Annotated in this window: 15 protein-coding genes; 11 read left to right on the top strand and 4 right to left on the bottom strand. The window is 73.3% G+C overall.

Features of this window, described 5'->3' with window-relative positions; translation table 11 throughout:
* Window positions 1-23: 23 nt before the first annotated feature.
* On the top strand, window positions 24-1,412 hold the full coding sequence (gene pdxR / locus ACZ4VK_RS14245) for a MocR-like pyridoxine biosynthesis transcription factor PdxR (protein WP_468351948.1): 1,389 nt from the start codon (window positions 24-26) through the stop codon (window positions 1,410-1,412).
* On the opposite strand, the gene ACZ4VK_RS14240 is transcribed toward pdxR, so the two are convergent.
* Complete coding sequence (locus ACZ4VK_RS14240) at window positions 1,390-2,085, bottom strand: anthranilate synthase component II (protein ID WP_468351946.1); 696 nt, start codon at window positions 2,083-2,085, stop codon at window positions 1,390-1,392. The two genes, pdxR and ACZ4VK_RS14240, sit on opposite strands and share 23 nt — an antisense overlap.
* Window positions 2,086-2,158: 73 nt before the next feature.
* The gene (locus tag ACZ4VK_RS14235; protein WP_468351944.1) at window positions 2,159-3,754 is read right to left on the bottom strand and encodes an anthranilate synthase component I family protein; all 1,596 of its coding nucleotides are present in this window, start codon (window positions 3,752-3,754) and stop codon (window positions 2,159-2,161) included.
* Between the two features lie 206 nt (window positions 3,755-3,960).
* On the opposite strand from ACZ4VK_RS14235, the gene ACZ4VK_RS14230 reads away from it, so the two are divergent.
* A complete protein-coding gene (locus ACZ4VK_RS14230; protein WP_468351942.1) occupies window positions 3,961-5,361 on the top strand; it encodes a class II 3-deoxy-7-phosphoheptulonate synthase in 1,401 nt (466 codons plus the stop codon).
* On the opposite strand, the gene ACZ4VK_RS14225 is transcribed toward ACZ4VK_RS14230, so the two are convergent.
* Both ACZ4VK_RS14225 and ACZ4VK_RS14220 read right to left on the bottom strand, forming a co-directional pair.
* Window positions 5,339-6,052 carry a thioesterase II family protein gene (locus ACZ4VK_RS14225; RefSeq protein ID WP_468351940.1) on the bottom strand — a complete coding sequence of 238 codons (714 nt, stop codon included), beginning with the start codon at window positions 6,050-6,052 and terminating at the stop codon, window positions 5,339-5,341. The two genes, ACZ4VK_RS14230 and ACZ4VK_RS14225, sit on opposite strands and share 23 nt — an antisense overlap.
* 9 nt (window positions 6,053-6,061) lie before the next feature.
* Window positions 6,062-6,769 carry an aspartate/glutamate racemase family protein gene (locus ACZ4VK_RS14220; protein ID WP_468351938.1) on the bottom strand — a complete coding sequence of 236 codons (708 nt, stop codon included), beginning with the start codon at window positions 6,767-6,769 and terminating at the stop codon, window positions 6,062-6,064.
* 249 nt (window positions 6,770-7,018) lie between these two features.
* Here ACZ4VK_RS14220 and ACZ4VK_RS14215 point away from each other — a divergent pair, with 249 nt between their 5' ends.
* The 9 genes from ACZ4VK_RS14215 (at window position 7,019) to sbnB (ending at window position 15,726) form a co-directional block, all read left to right on the top strand.
* Window positions 7,019-7,747 (top strand): DUF4097 family beta strand repeat-containing protein, encoded by a 729-nt coding sequence (locus tag ACZ4VK_RS14215; RefSeq protein ID WP_468351936.1) that lies wholly within the window; start codon window positions 7,019-7,021, stop codon window positions 7,745-7,747.
* 134 nt (window positions 7,748-7,881) lie between these two features.
* Entirely contained in the window at window positions 7,882-8,811 is a 930-nt protein-coding gene (locus ACZ4VK_RS14210) for a 3-oxoacyl-[acyl-carrier-protein] synthase III C-terminal domain-containing protein (RefSeq protein WP_468351934.1), read from the top strand.
* Between the two features lie 17 nt (window positions 8,812-8,828).
* Window positions 8,829-10,214, top strand: a complete 1,386-nt coding sequence (locus tag ACZ4VK_RS14205) for a preATP grasp domain-containing protein (RefSeq protein ID WP_468351932.1) — start codon at window positions 8,829-8,831, stop codon at window positions 10,212-10,214.
* Window positions 10,211-11,509, top strand: a complete 1,299-nt coding sequence (locus tag ACZ4VK_RS14200) for a type III PLP-dependent enzyme (RefSeq protein ID WP_468351930.1) — start codon at window positions 10,211-10,213, stop codon at window positions 11,507-11,509. The genes ACZ4VK_RS14205 and ACZ4VK_RS14200 overlap by 4 nt, the downstream gene beginning before the upstream one ends.
* A 41-nt stretch (window positions 11,510-11,550) precedes the next feature.
* Window positions 11,551-11,826, top strand: a complete 276-nt coding sequence (locus ACZ4VK_RS14195) for an acyl carrier protein (RefSeq protein ID WP_468351928.1) — start codon at window positions 11,551-11,553, stop codon at window positions 11,824-11,826.
* Window positions 11,823-12,689, top strand: a complete 867-nt coding sequence (locus tag ACZ4VK_RS14190) for a hypothetical protein (RefSeq protein WP_468351926.1) — start codon at window positions 11,823-11,825, stop codon at window positions 12,687-12,689. Before ACZ4VK_RS14195 ends, ACZ4VK_RS14190 begins: the two co-directional genes overlap by 4 nt.
* On the top strand, window positions 12,686-13,390 hold the full coding sequence (locus tag ACZ4VK_RS14185; RefSeq protein WP_468351924.1) for a hypothetical protein: 705 nt from the start codon (window positions 12,686-12,688) through the stop codon (window positions 13,388-13,390). The genes ACZ4VK_RS14190 and ACZ4VK_RS14185 overlap by 4 nt, the downstream gene beginning before the upstream one ends.
* Entirely contained in the window at window positions 13,387-14,562 is a 1,176-nt protein-coding gene (locus ACZ4VK_RS14180; protein ID WP_468351921.1) for an acyl-CoA dehydrogenase family protein, read from the top strand. The genes ACZ4VK_RS14185 and ACZ4VK_RS14180 overlap by 4 nt, the downstream gene beginning before the upstream one ends.
* Window positions 14,563-14,676: 114 nt before the next feature.
* A complete protein-coding gene (sbnB, locus tag ACZ4VK_RS14175; protein WP_468351919.1) occupies window positions 14,677-15,726 on the top strand; it encodes a 2,3-diaminopropionate biosynthesis protein SbnB in 1,050 nt (349 codons plus the stop codon).
* Window positions 15,727-15,755 lie beyond the last annotated feature (29 nt).

Here is a 15,755-nt window from a genome sequence, read left to right as displayed (position 1 = left end):
CCCGCCAGAGGGAGGGAAGTGCTGTGGCACTGCACATGTCCGTCGACATCGCGAGGGATTCCGAGGTTTCCCTGACGGCACAGATCCAGCGATTCATCAAGAAGGAGATATCGGAGGGAGTTCTCCATCCCGGCACCCGGCTGCCCTCCAGCCGCGCCCTCGCCGACGACCTCGACGTGTCACGGAGCGTGGTGGTCGAGGCGTACGGGCAGCTCGTCGCCGAGGGGTATCTGGAGGCGACGCGGGGCGCCGGCACCCGGGTGGGCCCGCACGTCGGCGAGGAGGCCGTCGTACCGGCACTCCTCGACGCCGGCCGGGGCCCCGCGACCCGCTGGGACCTGCGGGCGGGCGGCCGCAATCTGCCCGCCTTCCCGAGACGTGAGTGGCTCTCCTGCTACCAGCGCGTCCTCGACGCGGCCACGCCCGCCGACCACGACTATCCGCCGCCGGCCGGCGAACCCGCCCTGCGGACCGAGCTCGCCCACTATCTGGGCAGGTCGCGCGGGGTCCGTGCCGACGCCGACACGATCATGGTGGTGGCCGGCTTCGGACACGCCCTCGGGCTGCTCTGCTCCGTCCTGCCGTGGCACGGCGTGGACCGGCTGGCCATCGAGGACCCCGGCCACCCGGGGCAGCGCAGGTTCCTGCGGGAGAGCGGGCTGACCCCCGTGCCGATCCCCGTCGACGAGGAGGGCCTCGACGTCGATGCCCTGGCCGCGAGCGGCGCCCGGGCCGTCCTCGTGACGCCCGCCCACCAGTTCCCCACCGGCGTGACCCTGAGCGAGCGGCGGCGCGAGGCCCTGGTCCGGTGGGCCGGGGCGGTCGGCGGCTGGGTGATCGAGGACGACTACGACGGCGGCCTCTGGTACGAGCGCACTCCCCGCCCGCTCGCGCTCCAGCGCCTCGCCCCCGACCGGGTGCTCTACGCCGGGACCGCCAGCAAGACGCTCGCGCCCGGCCTCAGGCTGGGCTGGCTCGCCGTCCCCGGCGAGCTCGTGGAGCCGCTGCTGCGCGGACGGGCCCGCCACGACCTGGGCACCGAGACGCTGACGCAGCTGGCCTTCGGGGAGCTGCTGCGCAGCGGCATGTTCGACCGGCACCTGCGCCGGCTCAACGCCCACTGCCGGGGCCGCCGTGAGGCGCTCGACGAGGCGGTGCGCCGCCACCTGCCGGGCCTTGAGGCCACCGGCCGGGCCGCGGGGCACCACGCGTACGTACGGCTGCCCCGGTACGCCGACGAAGCCGCGTACGTCACCGCAGCCCTCGGCCGGTCGGTCCTCGTGCGCGGCGCGGCGGCCTACCACGCCCGGCCGCTCCGGGGCGCGCCCGCGCTCGTGGTCGGGCACAGCCACCTGCCGCGCTCGGGCGTGGCCGAGGCCGTCCGGGAGATCAGCGTGGCCGTGCGCCGGTGAGTCCGGCGTCCTGCCGGGACGCGGGGGAGCCGTCCGTGAGTCCGGCGTCCTGCCGGGACGCGGGGGAGCTGTCCGTGAGCCCGGCGTCCTGCCCGGACACGGGGGAGCCGCTCGTGGAGAGGAAGTTCTCCAGGAGCGTGAGGCCGGCCGTCGTCATGATGCTCTCCGGGTGGAACTGCACGCCCTCCACGGCCAGGGAGCGGTGCCTGAGCCCCATCACATAGCCGTGGTCGGCGGCGACCGCGGTGACGGTCAGCTCCTCGGGCAGCGGTTCCGCCACGACCAGCGAGTGGTACCGCGTGGCCTCGAGGGTGTGGCCGAGCCCCTGGTAGATGCCCGCGCCGTCGTGCCGGACCGTGCTGATCCGGCCGTGCATGATCTGGTCGGCGACCTCCACCCGGCCGCCGTACGCGAGGGCGATGGCCTGGTGGCCGAGGCACACGCCGAGCAGCGGCACCCGGCCGGCGAAGCGGTGGACGAGCTCGACGTGCCCGGAGTCCCGGGGGTGGCCGGGGCCGGGGCCGAGGACCACCGCGTCGGGGCGGGCGGCGGCCAGCTCGTCGGGGGTGCGGGTGCGGGACCGTACGACCTCGGTGTCCGCCCCGAGGGTGCGCAGGTACTGGTCGATGATGTGGACGAAGCTGTCGTAGGCGTCGATCAGCAGGACCTTCATACCGGTCGTCTCCAGGGCGGCGTCGGGGGCGGGAACGAGTGGGGGAGCGGGCGGGGGAGCGGCGGCCGGCGGGTCACTCCGAGAGCTCGGTCCCGGTGAGCGCCCAGTAGGCGGCGCCCATCTTGGCCAGGGTCTCGCGCCACTCCGCCTCGGGGTCGGACTGCGCCACGAGACCGGCCGAGCTCTGCGTGGAGTACACGGCGCCGTCGTACTCGATCGTGCGGATGCACAGGGCGAGTTCGCTCCAGCCGCGCACGTCGACCAGGCCCACGGCCCCGGCGTAGGCGCCGCGCCGCTCCTGTTCGAGACCGTCGATGATCTCCATCGCGCGGAGCTTGGGGGCGCCGGTCATGGTGCCGGCCGGGAACGTCGCCCGTACGGCCTGCCACGGGTCCACCCCGGGCTCCAGCTCGCCCGAGACGGAGGACACCAAATGGAAGACGTGCGAGAAGGTCTCCACCGCCATCAGCCGGTCGACGGGCTGGACGCTCGGCCGGCAGACCCGCCCGATGTCGTTGCGGCACAGGTCGACCAGCATGATGTGCTCGGCCTGTTCCTTCTCGCTCTCGCGCAGCTCCTTCACCCGCCGCTGGTTCTCCTCGTGGTCGTCGGGGCAGCGCGGGGCCGTGCCGGCGATGGGGCGCATCACGATCCTGCCGTCCTCGATCCGCAGGAACAGCTCGGGGCTCGCGCCGATCAACGTGCTTCCGGCGCGCGGCAGGAGGTACATGTGCGGCGAGGGGTTGCGGCCGCGCAGCCGGCGGTAGACGTCGACGGGGCCCAGGGCGGTCGTCACGTCGATGCGGTGGCCGATCTGGATCTGGTAGATGTCACCGACCCCGATGTGCTCCAGGCAGCGTCCGGCCCAGTCGAGGAACGTCGAACGGCTGACGCTGTCGCGGACCTCCCGGGGCACCGGGGCCGCCGGCACGGTCGACCGAGGGCCGCTGTCGGGGCGCTGGGCCGCGGCCCAGACCTCCAGGGCGATGTCCAGGTGCGGGGGGCGCGGGGGGAAGGCCGCGCTCTCGGCGCCGAGCAGACGCGCCCCGTCCTGCCCGTAGCGGACGGTGTCCCGGAACAGCGTCAGGGTCACGTCGGGGCCGTCCGTCTCCTTGGTGCGGGGCGGCAGCTCCTCCATGTGCCAGGCGGACTCGTACGCGAACGACGTCAGGAAGCCGAAGGCGTAGTCGTCGGCGGGGAGTTCGGTGTCCACGGCGAAGAGCCGCTGGGCACGGGCCGCCAGGTCCCACAGCTGCCCGGCCCGGGTCAGCCGCAGCCGGCGCACACCGTTGTCCGGGTACGCCACGGCACCGGCCGCCGCACCCGCACCGGCCTCCGCACCCCCACCGGCCTCCGCACCCGACTCCGGGTGCGCCTCCGGGGCGAGGCCCGCCGCCTCGGCGGCCGCCACGAGCGCGCGTACCACCTCCGTCGCCCCGTCGATCTCCACGTGGCCGGCGAAGCCGCGTATCTCCGCGAGCCGGCCCACCCCGACGGCGGCCGACCGCCGCTGCCGGGGGCCTTCGCCGCTCAGGTCCTCGAAGAGGAAGATCTCCGAGCCGCCGAGCGCCTCGCGCAGACCGGTGTACAGGTCGAGCGGGTCGTGCCACGGCAGTTCGTCCGCCACGACCCGTACCGCGATGGATTCACTCTCCGTCATCTTCGTCATGGTGAACTCCCGTCGAATTCTCGAAATCGTCCCGGGCGGCGGTCGATCCATCCCGACGATGAAAGAGAACCGTGTGATCCCCCCGGCGTGCCAGACCAATCGCGTCCCGCCGATACGGACCACTTCCGAATTCCTTGACCCCGGGCGCCGTAATGGACTGTTCTTTTCGAGGTTTCCGAATCGGTGCACGGGAAGGAGCTCGGACCATGGACAGCGACTCCACAGAATCCAGGGAATCCAGGGAATCCAGAGAATCCGGCGGGTCCTGGCGGACGCGCGCCGCCGCCCAGCAGCCGGACTGGCCGGACGGCCGTGAGGTGCGCGCGGTGACGCGGTGGCTGACCCAGGCGCCGCCGCTGGTCCTCGCCGCCGAGTGCGACCGGCTGCGCGAGCGGATGGCGGCGGTGGCCCGGGGCGAGGCCGTCCTCCTCCAGGGCGGCGACTGCGCGGAGACCTTCGGCGAGGCGACCGCCCAGGGGGTGCGCGGCAAGCTCAGGACCCTGCTCCAGATGGCCGTCGTCCTCACCCACGCCACCGCCCTGCCGGTGGTGAAGGTGGGCCGGATGGCGGGGCAGTACGCCAAGCCCCGCTCCAGTCCTGTCGAGCTCCGTGACGGACTCGCGCTCCCGTCCTACCGGGGCGACGCGGTCAACGGCGCCGCGTTCACCGAGCGGGACCGTACGCCCGACCCGTGGCGCATGCGGCGGATGTACGAGGCGTCCGCGACCACGCTCAACCTGGTCAGGGCGCTCACCACCGGTGGCTTCGCCGACCTGCGCCAGGTGCACGACTGGAACCAGGGATTCGTGGCGGGCTCGGCGGCGGGCCGGCGCTACGAGCGGATCGCCGACGAGATCGACCGCACCCTCGCCTTCATGGAGGCCTGCGGGGTCGGCCTCGGGGAGCTGACGAGCGCCGAGTTCTTCGTCGGCCACGAGGGGCTGCTCCTCGACTACGAACACGCCCTCACCCGCGTCGAGGCCGAGACCGGCCGCTCGTACGCCACCAGCGGGCACCTGCTGTGGATCGGCGAGCGGACCAGGGACCTGGACGGCGCGCACGTCGAGTACTTCGCCGGCCTCGCCAACCCCATCGCGGTCAAGCTCGGCCCCACCGCCTCGCCCGACGACGTCCTCGGTCTCATCGACCGCCTCGACCCCGCGCGCGAACCGGGCCGGCTGACCCTGGTGGTCCGGGCAGGCGCCGACCGCGTCCGTGACGTGCTGCCCACTCTGGTGGAGAAGGTGACCGCGGAGGGGGCCCAGGTCTGCTGGGTCAGCGACCCGATGCACGGCAACACGTTCACGGCGCCGAGCGGGCACAAGACGCGCCGGTTCGACGCCATCCTCGACGAGGTACGCGGCTTCGTCGAGGTCCACCACGCCCTGGGCACCCACCCCGGCGGCGTCCATGTGGAACTCACCGGCGACGACGTCACCGAGTGCGTGGGCGGCGGCAACGCCGTCCGCGCCGAGGACCTGGACCGGCGCTACGAGACCGCCTGCGATCCCCGGCTCAACCACGACCAGTCCCTCGACCTGGCCTTCCTGCTCGCCGAGATGTACCGCGAGCGTCCGGCGACGCTCAGGCCCGGCAGCCGTCCCTGAGCGCGTCGAACGGGGGCTCGGCGGCCAGGTAGAAGTGGTCGCCGGGCACCGTCCGCAGCCGGAAGGCTCCCCGGCTCGCCTCCTTCCAGGCGCCCGCCTGCGCGGGGGTCACCCGGGGATCGGCGTCCCCGACGAGCGCGGTGACGGGACAGGACAGCGGCGGCCGGGCCGGCTGCGCGTAGCCGCCGAGCATGGCGAAGTCGGCGGTGAGCGCCGGCAGGATCAGCGCGCGGAAGTCCGGGTCGGCGAGCAACTCGGGCGGGGTCCCGCCCAGTTCGACCAGGGTCCGCAGGGCGCCCTCCGGGCCCACGGGCGCGTCGGAGCGCGGCAGGTGCGGGGCCCGCGCGCCCGAGACGACGAGCCCGGAGACCGGCGCACCGCGCTCCTCGAGGACGGCCGCCGTCTCGTACGCCACGAGCGCGCCCATGCTGTGCCCGAAGAGGACGACCCGCCGCCCGTCGTCCGCCCCGGCGATCTCCCCGGCGATCAGGCGCGCCATCGCGCACAGGTCACGGGACGGCTCCTCGTCGAGACGCTCGGCGCGCCCCGGATAGCAGACGGTGTACACCTCGGCGTCGGCGAGCGCGGCACCCCACCCCCGGAAGAACACCGGGGAGCCGCCGGCGTGCGGAAAGCAGAAGAGCCGCACCGGGGCCGAGGCCCGCGGTGCGGTCGTACGGGTCCAGGGCACGGGCCCTCCTCAGAGCAGTGCGGTGACGCAGGCGCGGGAGAGCGCCCGCAGGCTGGAGACCATGGACTCCGGCGGCAGCGCGGAGGCCCGGTGGGCGAGCGGGAGTTCGGTGCAGGCGGCGAGCACCGGCAGGGAGTGCCGCCGCCACAGGGATTCCACCACGTCCTGGAAGGCGTCGGCGGCCTCTTCGGTCCGCCCGGCCTTCACGAGACCGGCGGCCGCGTGGACGCGCTCCTGCTCCGCGTCCCCCGGCACGTGCAGCGGGTATCCCCGGGTCGCCGCCCGCTTCTGGTAGAGGCCGCTGGCCACCGTTCCGGTGGTGGCCGTGAGCCAGCCGCCCTCGGGGCTGAGCCGTACCGCCTCGTCGAGGGTCGCGTCGACGATGTCGACGAGCGGGGCGGGGAGTTCGGAGGCGATGTCGTCGAGCAGCGCGTGCGCGGTGTTGCAGGGGATCGCCAGGAGATCGGCTCCCCATTCGACGAGGGTGAACAGATGTTTGCGAATGCGCCGGGCGGCCTCGGTGTCGTCGCCGAGGATGGCCGCCGTGCGGTCGGGGACGGTGGGGTCGGAGAGCATGACGATCCGGGGGTGGTCCTGGTCCCGCGAGGCCGGCACGTCGGCGGCGAGGAGACGGAGGAACTCCGCGGTCGCCGCGGGCCCCATTCCGCCGAGTACGCCCAGCGTTCTGCCCGGGGACAGGGTGGTCGCCGCAGTCATGGGACGATGCTGGGCCCCGCCGCTGACACCCCGCTGACACGCCGCTGACCACTCCGCCGACGGGCCGCCGCACGGCCCCCGGTCACCGCTCCGGGGGTACGGGCAACCCGCGCCGGGACCCGGGGGTTTGCCCCATGGTCGCTCCGTTGCAGGTGCGATAGCGTCGCAGAGCGCCGGGCCCACCAGGGGTCCGGACCGGCGTTTCTCCTCGTGCCCGTTCGGGCCACACTCCAGAACTGAGGGACTCTCATGCGTCAGTTACTCCGCGGCCTCGGGATCTTCGCCGTCACCGGCATCGCCGCCGGCTCGCTCGCCTCCTGCGGACTCGTCAAGGGGGAGACGTACGAGGACGACAGCACCCTCTCCGGCAAGATCACCTCGGTGCGCCTCGACAACGGCTCGGGCGGTGTCACGGTCAACGGCGTCAAGGACGGGGCCTTCGCCCTGCACCGCAAGGTCGAGTTCCAGGGCGAGCGGCCCACCGGAGCCACCCACCGGATCGAGAACGGCGTGCTGATCCTCGGCGGCTGCGGCAACCGCTGCTCCGTCAACTACACCGTCGACGTGCCGGCCGGCGTCCCCGTCAGCGGCGAGGTCTCCAGCGGGGCGATCCGCCTCGCCCAGGTCGGCTCGGTCGAGGTGACGACCAGCTCCGGCCGCGTCGAGATGAACGGGGTCACCGGCACCGTCCAGGTGCGGACCTCCAACGGCCAGATCAACGGCACCGGCATCAAGGGCGACCGGATCCAGGCCCAGACCTCCAACGGCAAGATCAACCTGGCCCCCGACACCCCGGCCGACGTCCGCGCCCAGACCTCCAACGGCGACGTCACCCTCACCGTGCCGAAGGCCAGCTACAAGGTGACCGTCGACTCCAACAACGGTGACCAGACCATCGACGTGGCCAGCGACCCGGCCGGCGAGTACGAGCTCGGCGTCCGCACCAGCAACGGCGACATCACCGTCAGGAACAGCTGAGACCGGGCGGGCTCCGGCCCGCCCGCCCCCAGCCCCGCCCCGTCCCAGTACCCCCGTCTCAGCGAGACGTCAGCCCCCTGTCAGCGCCTCTGAAGAGTCTTGAGTGGCTCCGACCACTCAAGGAGGCCCGGCGCATGACCTCGCTCGAAGCGGTGTCGAGTTATCTGCCACCCGCCATACCCGTGGAAGAACTGCGTGAACCGCTGGGCCTCACGGACCAGCAGGTGCGCAGGTTCACCAGGCTCTACGGCCTGGAGCGGATCTGCCAGGCGCCCGACCAGTCCGAGGCCGAGCTGCTGCTCGCGGCGGCCGGGAAGCTGGAGGCCCTCGCAGGCCAGGAAGACCGCGTGCGCTACGTGGTGCGCGCCAAGGGGCTGCGTACCACCGCGCCCTATCCCGTCAGCCCCCTCCAGCAGGTCCGCGAGGCGCTCGGACTGCGCCACGCGACGGTGTTCTCCGTGGCCGACCACGGCTGCGCGACCGGACTGCTCGCCCTCGACGTGGCGGGCACCCTGCTGGCCGCCGACCCGGACCCCCGCGCACTCGCCCTGGTCCTGGCCGGCGACAAGACGTTCACCCCGTTCTCCCAGTGGGTCGAGGACGTCTCCATCATGGGCGAGGGCATGACGGCCCTGCTCGTCAGCGCCGACGGCCCCCGCGACCGGGTCCTCGGCTACCGGGCCCGCATCATCGGCCGGGACGACGGCGTGATCGACCTGGACCCCGAGGGGGCCAGGGAGGCCAAGCGCATCTACCAGGACGTCATGTCCGAGGTCATCCACGACGCGCTCGCCGCCGCCGGCATCGGCATCGGCGACCTCGACCTCGTGCTCCCGCACAACGTCAACCGCGTCTCGTGGACGGTCGCCGCGAAGAACCTCGGCATCTCCCAGGACCGGATCTTCCTGGAGAACATCGCGAAGACCGGCCACTGCTTCTGCGCCGACCCCTTCGTCAACTACCAGTCCGCGCGCGAACGCGGCCTGCTGCGGCCCGGAGGCTTCTACCTGATGACCTCCGCCGGCCTCGGCCAGTCGTTCGCGGCGGCCGTGCTCCAGCACTGACACCGAGAGGACGGCACATGAGCGGCACACTCCCGGGCTTCCGGGCACGGCTCGCGACAGCCCTGACCGGGGCGGCCGACACCCCGCTGCTGTTCCTCGGCAACTTCGAGGTGGAGCAGCAGTGGGCGAAGGGCGAGCACACCCTGCCACGCCTGTCGGCCGCCACGGCGGGCGCCGTGGTCAACCACATGGACGAGTTCGCCCTGTTCCTCGGCGGCGCCGACGACCACGTCGTCCTCAAGACCCGCCCGGACGACGACTACCTCGCCTTCCTCACCGGTCTCGGCGTCGACCTGCCCCGGATCCACGTCCCCGGCCGGCAGGACCCGCAGCGCACGGTCACCGAGGACGCCCTCGACGATCCGGAGCTGCTCGCGGCCCTGTCCGCGCTGTCGGCCCAGGGCTGCCAGGTCACCGCGCACGGCATCTCGGCGGACGAGCGGCGCTTCACGGAGGCGACGGGCCTGCCGCTCGCCGGCCCCGGCCCGGACGTCTGCAAGGCGGTCAACAGCAAGGTGTACAGCCGCCGCGTCGCCGACGAGCTCGGGCTGCGCCAGCCCCGTGGCTGGGCCTGCGAGACGCTCGACGAACTCGCCGCCGCCTTCGCCGCCGCCACGGACGACAGCGGGACGCGGTACGTGGTGAAGGAGGCGTTCGGCGTCTCCGGCAAGGGCATCGCCGTACTGGAGAGCCCGCGCAGGGCCGACCGGATCCTCGGCATGGTCCGCAAGCAGGCCGAGCGCACGGGGAACGGCTCCGTCGCGTTCGTCGTCGAGGAGTGGGTGGCCAAGGAGACCGACCTGAACTACCAGTTCACGGTCGGCCGCGACGGCTCCGTACGCTTCGACTTCGTCAAGGAGCAGCTCACCGAGGGCGGGGTGCACAAGGGCCACCGGATGCCCGCCCGGCTCTCCGCCGTCCAGCGGGACGCGGTCCGCGACGCCGCCGAGCGGCTCGGCAAGCGCCTCGCCGCCGACGGCTACGTCGGTGTGGTCGGCGTGGACGCCATGGTGGACCCCGAGGGCGGGCTCTACCCGGTCGTGGAGATCAACGCCCGGCACAACATGTCGACCTACCAGGTCGGCCTGGAGGAGCGGTTCGTCCGGGACGGCCGTATCGCCGTCGCCCGTCACTACCCGCTCCGGCTCGCCGCGCCCCTGTCGTTCGCGGAGACCCGGGACCTGCTCGACGGGCTCCTCTTCGACCAGGACCGGGGGACCGGCCTGCTCGTCAACAACCACGCCACGGTCAACGCGGGCTTCGCCGAGACGGCGGAGCGGGAGGCGCGGACCGTCGACGGACGCCTGTACGGGGTCCTCGTGGAGGAATCGGACGCCCGCGTCGGCGCCCTCGACACGGAGATCGCCGCGCGACTCGCGGCACGGAAGGACAACGCGGCATGACCACACGACACGAGGTCCAGGGAATCCCCGTCGCCGAACTCGCCGAGACCTACGGCACCCCCTTCTACCTGTACGACGGGGACGCGCTGGAAGGCCGCATGCGGGAGCTCCGCGAGGCCTTCGACACCCGGCTCGAGATCTTCTTCTCCCTGAAGTCCAACCCCAACGTCGCCGTCTGCGCCCTGCTGCACGCGCACGGCGCCCGCGCCGAGGTCTGCTCGCTGACCGAGCTCCTCACGGCCCGCCGGGCCGGCGTCGCCCCCGAGGACATCATCTTCCTCGGCCCGGGCAAGAGCCGAGCCGAACTGGCCGCCTGCCTGGACGAGGGCGTGGCCGCCGTCGTCTGCGAGTCGCTCCAGGAGCTCGCCGTCATCGACGAGCTGGCCCGGGAGCGCGGCGAGCGGGCGCCCGTCGCCCTGCGCGTCAACCCCGGTTTCTCGGTGAAGGGCTCCGGGCTCACCATGGGCGGCAAGCCCCGCCAGTTCGGCATCGACGAGGCCCAGCTGTTCGCCGACACCGACCTCGCCGAGCGCTTCCCGCACGTCCGTCTCATGGGCGTGCAGGTGTACATGGGCACCCGGATCCTCAGCGAGCAGTCCGTCGTCGAGAACTCCGTCCGCATCTTCGATCTCGCCGAACGCCTCTCCGCCGCGCTCGGCTTCGAGCTCGAGCTCGTCGACATCGGCGGCGGCCTCGGCGTCGCCTACTTCGACGGCGAGAACGACCTCGACCTGTCCGTCCTCGCGAAGGACCTCAACCCCGTGGTGGCCGGATTCGCCGACCGTCATCCCCGCACCCGGCTCGTCATGGAGCTCGGCCGCTACCTGACGGCCGAGGCGGGCACGTACGTCCTCCGCGTCCGGTACGTGAAGACCTCGCTCGGGGAGCGCTTCGCCGTCACCGACGGCGGCACCCACCACCACATGGCGGCGGTCGGCATCGGCTCCTTCGTCAAGCGGAACTTCCCGATGCGCCTGATCAGCGGCGCCGGCGAGGAGACCGGCACGGAGACGTGGAACGTCACGGGGCCGCTCTGCACGCCGAACGACACCCTCGCCAAGAAGGTCCAGCTGCCGCCGCTCGCCCCCGGCGACCTGCTCGGCGTGGACCGCTCCGGCGCGTACGGCCCCACCGCCTCGCCCGTGAACTTCCTCAGCCACGGCTACCCCGCCGAGGTGCTCGTCGTCGACGGACACGCCCACCTCGTCCGGGAGCCCGACGGCCCCGAGGACCTGCTGAGCAAGCAGCGGCTCCCGGCGGCCGTGCTCCAGGCACGCGCCACCACCGCCCACTGACACGCCCACCGACCCCGACACCGCCGGAAGGACCTCCCGCCATGACCGCTCCGACCACCACCGACCGCACCCGGATCGTCTCCGAGATCTCCGCGGCCCTCCGTGACGTCCTCGACTACGACCTGCCCGAACTCACCGAGGACTCGCGGCTCTTCGACGAACTGGGCCTCGACTCGACGGGCGTCTTCGAGATGCTGATGCGTCTGGAGGAGTCCCTTGACATCGAGTTCGACACGGACTCCCTGGAGATGGCGCACTTCGCGAGCGTGCGCTCGCTGACCGACTTCATCGCCGCCGAAACGGGTGCCAGGGCATGACCGTGCAGCCCGCCCAGGCACCCCGCGCCGCCGAGGACACCGGAGTGTTCCCGCTGCGGCTCGCGGCGGCCACGCGCCGCACCTTCCCCGAGGGCACGGCACGGATCGACGACGCCTTCTCCGGGCGGCACTTCGCCGACCTCACCACCCTCTACGGGGTCGAGCACCGCCCCGAGGTCGCCGCCCGCGGCACGGGCAACACCTTCGCGGTCATGGCCGCCGCGCTCCTGGCCGACCTGTCGGCCGGACCCGTGGAGGCCGAACTCGTCGTCGTCGCCCACGCCACCCCCGACCTCGACTGCCGGCTCGCCGCGGTCACCGCCCTGTCGGTCCTCGTCCCCGGCGACCCGCAGGTGCTCACGGTCGCCGACTGCGGCTCCGCCGCGCCCTTCGTCGCCCTGGAGCTCGCCGCCCGGTACATCCGGCGGCACGGCTACCGCTCGGCGGCCGTGTTCGTCCTCGACCAGTCGACCCTGCCGTACGAGACGGGCCGCGACCTCGCCGGTGACGCCGGAGTCGCCCTGCTCTTCACCGCCGACGGCGCGGCCGGAGAGATCAGCGTGCGCCGCGCCTCCGGTGTCGGCACCGAGGACGTGCCGGGCCTGGCCCCGGCGCTCCTCGACGGCCTCGGCTGCGGTCCCGGCGTCCCGCTCGTCCTCGGCCCCGGCCTCGGCGCGGGCCCCGGACTCCCGGGCCACACCGGCCGCCGGCTGCGGGCCCCGGGCGGGCTCCCGGCCTCCGCCACCCTGACCGAACTGCTCGCCGAGGCGCGGCGGGCACCGCACGAGGACCGCCTCGCCCTGCTCGACCACGACCCGGAGACCGGCGAACTCAGCGCCTGCCTGCTCCGGAGGGACGCATGACCACGCTCGCGCCCGACGGCACGGCGCCGGCCGAACACCTCCACGGCATCGCCCGGCACGAGGGCCTCGCCCCCGCGCTCGCCGCGCTCGGCTCCGCCGTCCTGCCCGGCCTGCTGCCCTGCGGACCGGGCGGGCACGCCCTGGTCGACGCGCGGACCCACGCGGAGGCCGAGGAGGTGTGGCTCGACGGTCTGCGCGTTCCCCGCGAGCGCCGGCGGGAGACCCCGCCGGCCGAGACCGTCCTGCCGGGCGGCACCGTCGTCACGACCCGCGTCACCCGGCCGGGCCCGGCCGACGACGACCGGCGGGACGCCGCCGACGAGACCCGGAGCGCCGCGTACGCCCTGGGTCTGGTGTGGCTGCGCCTCGGACTCTCCGAGGGCCTGCGGGCCGCCTGCGTCGCCCATCTCGCCCACCGGCGGACCGGCGACTCCACCCTGCTCCAGCAGCAGCTGGTCAAGGGCACCATCGCCGACGTCCTCGTCGAGCACCTGGAGGTCAGGGCCGTTCTCACGGGTGCGGTCCCGGGCGGACTCGACGCCGGCATGCTGCGTCACCTGCACCGCCGGATCACCGCCGCCGACCGCGCGCAGGTACGGCTGCTCGGCGCCTCCGGCTACCTCAGGGACAGCCCCGGCATGACCGTCTACGTCTCGGAGCTGCTCGCCGAGGCCCACACCGGCGGGGAGGGCACGCCATGACCCATGTCGACACCCGCCTGGCGGCGCTCCGCGGCCGGGTCCGCGCCTGGGGTGCGGACCTGCGCCCGCTCGCGCTGGAGATCGACCGCGACCCGGAGGCCGTCCGCCGTCACTTCCACCTGCCGGCCGTACGCCATCTGGCCACCATGGGCATCCCCGCCGCGTACGGGCACGAGCCGGAGAAGATCGACGGGTACCGCTTCTACGGCGACTCCGCACTCGAACGCGCCGTCGTCATGGAGGAGCTGGCCTGCGCCGACGTCGGCACGCTCGTCGCCGCCCCGGGGCCGCTCCTCGCCGGGGTCGCCGTCGGCCTCTTCGCGGACGAGGCCCAGAAGCGGTGGTTCTACGGCCGGATGCTCAGCGAGCCGCTGTGGACCTGCTTCGCCCTGACCGAACCGGACGGAGGATCGGACGCCGCGGCGCTGCGCAGCACCCTCACCCCCACCCCGGACGGGGCCCTGCTGAGCGGGGAGAAACGGTACGTCGGCAATGCCTCGCGCGCCCAGCTCGGCGTGGTGTTCGCCCGCAGCAGGCCGGGACCGCTCGGCATCACCGCCGTCCTCGTCGACACCGCGGACCCCGGATTCCGCGCCGAACCGCTCGACATGATCGGACTGCGCGGCGCGCGGATCAGCTCCATCGTCATGGACCGCGTCGCCGTCCCCGAGGACCGCTTCCTCGGCCGGCACCTGCCCGCCACCCGGCGCGGCGTATGGGCCTTCGTGCAGACGTTCAACCTGCTGCGTCCCGGCGTCGCCGCCATCTCCGTCGGCATCGCCCGCGCCGCCATCGAGTACGTCACCACCCACCGCGGCACCCTGCGCGCCGCCGAACGGGAGCGGCTCGACGACCTCGGCCGCCGCGTCGACGCGGCACGCCTCCTCGTGCACCACGCCGCGGCCGCCGTCGACGCCCGCGGCACGGACGGCCACCTGGCCTCCGCCGCCAAACTGCGCACCGCCCGGCTCGCCGAGGACACCACCCTCGCGGCCTGCTCCTTCTTCGGCCCCGGCGCCCGCATCGACCACCCGCTGCTCGACAAACTCGCCCGGGACGCCCGGGCGATGGAGTTCCTCGAAGGCACCGCGCACATGCAGCGACTGAACCTCTTCCAGGGGCTGCTCGGCGGAAAGATCGACCGCGCCGCACCACCCCTCGCCACGCGCTGAGAACGCCGTGCCGTCAGCGGTGGATCAGCCCCTCGTCAGGGCCCGGCGCGACCATGCAACTCATCGTCCTCGGCCGAGCCGAGCATGTCATCGTCTGAAAAGGTGGACACAGCCATGGAGAAGCCGTCCCCGGCTTTCGCAGTGATACCGGGCGCGCAGGTCAAGACCGCCCTCTCCGGCCGCGAGAAACAGCTCGTCGAGCTCGTGGAGGACGCCTACCGGCTCCACGGAGCGGGCAGGACCGTCAACCCGCCCTCGTACTTCCTGCGCTTCCCCGACCGGCCCGACGCGCGGATCATCGCGCTGCCCGCCTCCTGCGGCGGTGACATCGGTGTGGACGGCATCAAGTGGATATCGAGCTTCCCCGGCAACATCGCCTCCGGCCTGCCCCGCGCCTCCGCGGCCCTCCTCCTGAACGACCCCGTCACGGGCTATCCGTTCGCCTGCGTGGAGGGCTCCATCATCAGCGCCGTCCGCACCGCCGCCTCGGCCGCGCTCGCCGCCGACCGGCTCTCCCAGGGCCGCCCCCGGCCGCTGCGGCTCGGCATCGTCGGCACCGGACTCATCGCCCGCTACGTCCACACCTTCCTCGCCGCCACCGGCTGGGAGTTCGAGCACGTCGGCGTCCACGACCTGCGCCCCGAGTACGCGCGCGAGTTCCGCGCCTACCTGGAGCAGTCCGGCGAGCGGGCCCCCGTCACCGTCCACGAGACCTCGGACGACCTGCTGCGCTCCTCCGACCTCATCGTCTTCGCCACCGTCGCCGGCACACCGCACGTCACCGACCCCGGGCTCTTCGCGCACCGCCCGCTCGTCCTGAACGTGTCCCTGCGCGACCTGGCCCCCGAGATCATCCTGGCCTCGGCCAACATCGTCGACGACGTCGAGCACTGCCTCAAGGCCGACACCTCGGTCCACCTCGCCGAACAGCGCACCGGCAACCGGGACTTCCTCACCGGCACCCTGTACGACGTGATCACCGGGTCCGTACGGCCCGATCCGTCGCTGCCGCTGGTCTTCTCCCCGTTCGGGCTCGGGGTGCTCGACCTCGCCGTCGGCAAGTACGTCCACGACCTCGTCCGCGACGCCGGAGAACTCCGGGTGATCGACGACTTCTTCCACGAACTGGACCGCTACGGACAGCGGCAGACCACCACGGGCTGAACACGCGCGCATCGGGCGGGAGTAGACGC

It is taken from the genome of Streptomyces sp. NPDC028711 (genome assembly GCF_055565415.1).
Note: the sequence above shows the minus strand (reverse complement) of the source record. Positions and strands in the feature narration are given on the sequence as shown.